The sequence below is a fragment of the Micromonospora sp. KC213 genome (assembly GCF_004348325.1).
In the GTDB taxonomy this organism is placed as follows: Bacteria; Actinomycetota; Actinomycetes; order Mycobacteriales; family Micromonosporaceae; genus Micromonospora.
Genome location: NZ_SMKF01000330.1, coordinates 1 through 1876 on the forward strand (window position 1 = coordinate 1; position 1876 = coordinate 1876).

The window sequence follows — 1876 nt, forward strand, 5'->3', positions numbered from 1 at the left end:
GAAGGCGGCATACGAGATTCATGAGCGTCTCGTGGGCTCGGAGATGTGGATAAGAGACAGGTCGGGGCGGGGACGGCCGGCTGCTGGCCGTACACCCGGGCGGTCGGCGCGGGAGTCACGTCCGGCAGCCCGCCACCGGAGCGGTAGGTGGTCGGACCGGGGTTGCGCGGCAGCGGAACGGCCGGGTGGCCGGTGGTCTCCTCGACGCGCCGGCGGTCTCGGCGATTGATCCGGACCAGCAAGGCGATCAGCCCGACACCGACGACGACCAGGGCGACACCGAACCACATGATCATGGATCCTCCGGAGGAACTCGACGGCAGCGGCGGTGGCCGGGCCGATACTCGGGGCGGCGAGCGAGGACGGCCGGGGTCGGCACGTCCGTGGCGGCGACCGGGATGCTGGTCGCACTCGGGGTGTCGGTCACGGTGGACACAAGGCACGCAGCAGGCGACGCGGCAGCACGCCCACCGACCCGGGAGCTGTCCGCGCCCCGGCGGGCGAACCGTCCTGTCGCCGTCGTCACCTCGCCGGCCACCTCCAGCCGGCCCGCCACCGCGCCTGCGACGAACGCGACCCGGACCTTGCGGCTCTTCCCTCTGCACAACGTCGGATCCGCCGGCGAGGTACGGGCGATCACCACGCCACCCCCGCCGCCGGGCGCGCACCCGTCGGTACGCTTGCGTACCTCCATCGAAACGCCGCCCGGAGAGCCGCTGGCGGTGAAGCCCTCCGCCCCCGCACCGTGCCCCTGTCCCCGGCGGCGTACGCGGGAGCCGCGCCGACGACCAGCAGGCCGCCCCGCAGTGCGCCCGCCACCAGGCGTGCCCCGTGCATCTGTCCACCTCACCGTCTGGCCACGGGTTCCTCACCGTCTCCCCGCGGGTCCGGCGGTCAGGTTACTACCGGGTCAGGGGGCACCCCGGTCATTGAACGCTCCACATGTGTGCCGCATTACCCTGCCGGCTTACCCCGGTGGACCTGGGCTGAAGCGCTCGCCGAGGTCGGACCCGGGCCGAGGGCCGACCCCGGTGCCAGTCGGACCGGCCTCAGAACCGGTCGGACCGTTTCGGCTCGGCTTGATCGACTCGGTTTGCCGGACATGGGCCCGTTGCCCGGTGATGGACACCCCCATAGGCCGCATCTCGCGTGGCTCTACCGCGCTGACCGGTGGCGGTGGTCGCCGGCCGGGCCGGCGGCACCACGCCCGGCGCGGCGACCGGCGGCGGCGAGGGCCTCCCGGCACAGCCGGTCGGCGGTCCGCGTGGTCTCCGGCAGCCGGTGGCGCGGGGTCAGGGCCAGCACCAGGTCGACGGCCTCGTCCAGCCCTGTCCGGTGCCCGACGCTGACGAAGACCGGCTTCACGCCGTCCCGGGTACGCAGCACCCGCCCAACCGTCTCGCCCCCGTCGACCAGCGGCGCGCTCGCCCCACGCTCCCACGCCGGCCCGGTCCACTCACCGACCAACGGGGTCTTGCCCACCCCGATCGCCGGCAGCCCGGTGACCACACCGATGTGGCAGGCCAGCCCGAACCGGCGCGGATGAGCCAGCCCGTGGCCGTCGCAGACCAGCAGGTCCGGGCGGATCCGGAGCGCATCCAACGCGGCCAGCAACGCCGGCAGTTCCCGGAAGGCGAACAAGCCCGGCACGTACCCGAAGGAGGGCACGCCGACGTGGACCGCGCGGTCCACCACCGCCAGCGTCGCCGCGTCGAGCACGGTCACCGCCGCCGCGAGTAGGTCGCCGCTCTCGGCGTACGCGACATCCAGGCCGGCCACCGTCGCCGGCCGACTCGGGCCGGGCCCGACCAGATCCACCAGTGGACGCAGCCGCTCCTGTACGGCCAGCGCCGCCTCCACCGTCCGCGGCCACCCC

The 1876-nt window shown here is 74.3% G+C and carries 2 protein-coding genes and 1 pseudogene; all 3 read right to left on the reverse strand.

The window, feature by feature from the left end; all coding sequences use genetic code 11:
* Positions 1-296: pseudogene (locus E1166_RS30380) on the reverse strand (hypothetical protein); the annotation flags it as partial.
* Positions 293-694, reverse strand: a complete 402-nt coding sequence (locus E1166_RS30385) for a hypothetical protein (protein WP_132343231.1) — start codon at positions 692-694, stop codon at positions 293-295. The pseudogene E1166_RS30380 and the gene E1166_RS30385, both read right to left, overlap by 4 nt.
* A gap of 461 nt (positions 695-1155) precedes the next feature.
* Complete coding sequence (locus E1166_RS30390) at positions 1156-1860, reverse strand: endonuclease V (RefSeq protein WP_132343232.1); 705 nt, start codon at positions 1858-1860, stop codon at positions 1156-1158.
* Between the last annotated feature and the right edge of the window lie 16 nt (positions 1861-1876).

Bases quoted from the DNA above. Each gene is read 5' to 3' on its own strand.
- E1166_RS30385 (WP_132343231.1), bottom strand. From the start codon at position 694: ATGGAGGTACGCAAGCGTACCGACGGGTGCGCGCCCGGCGGCGGGGGT.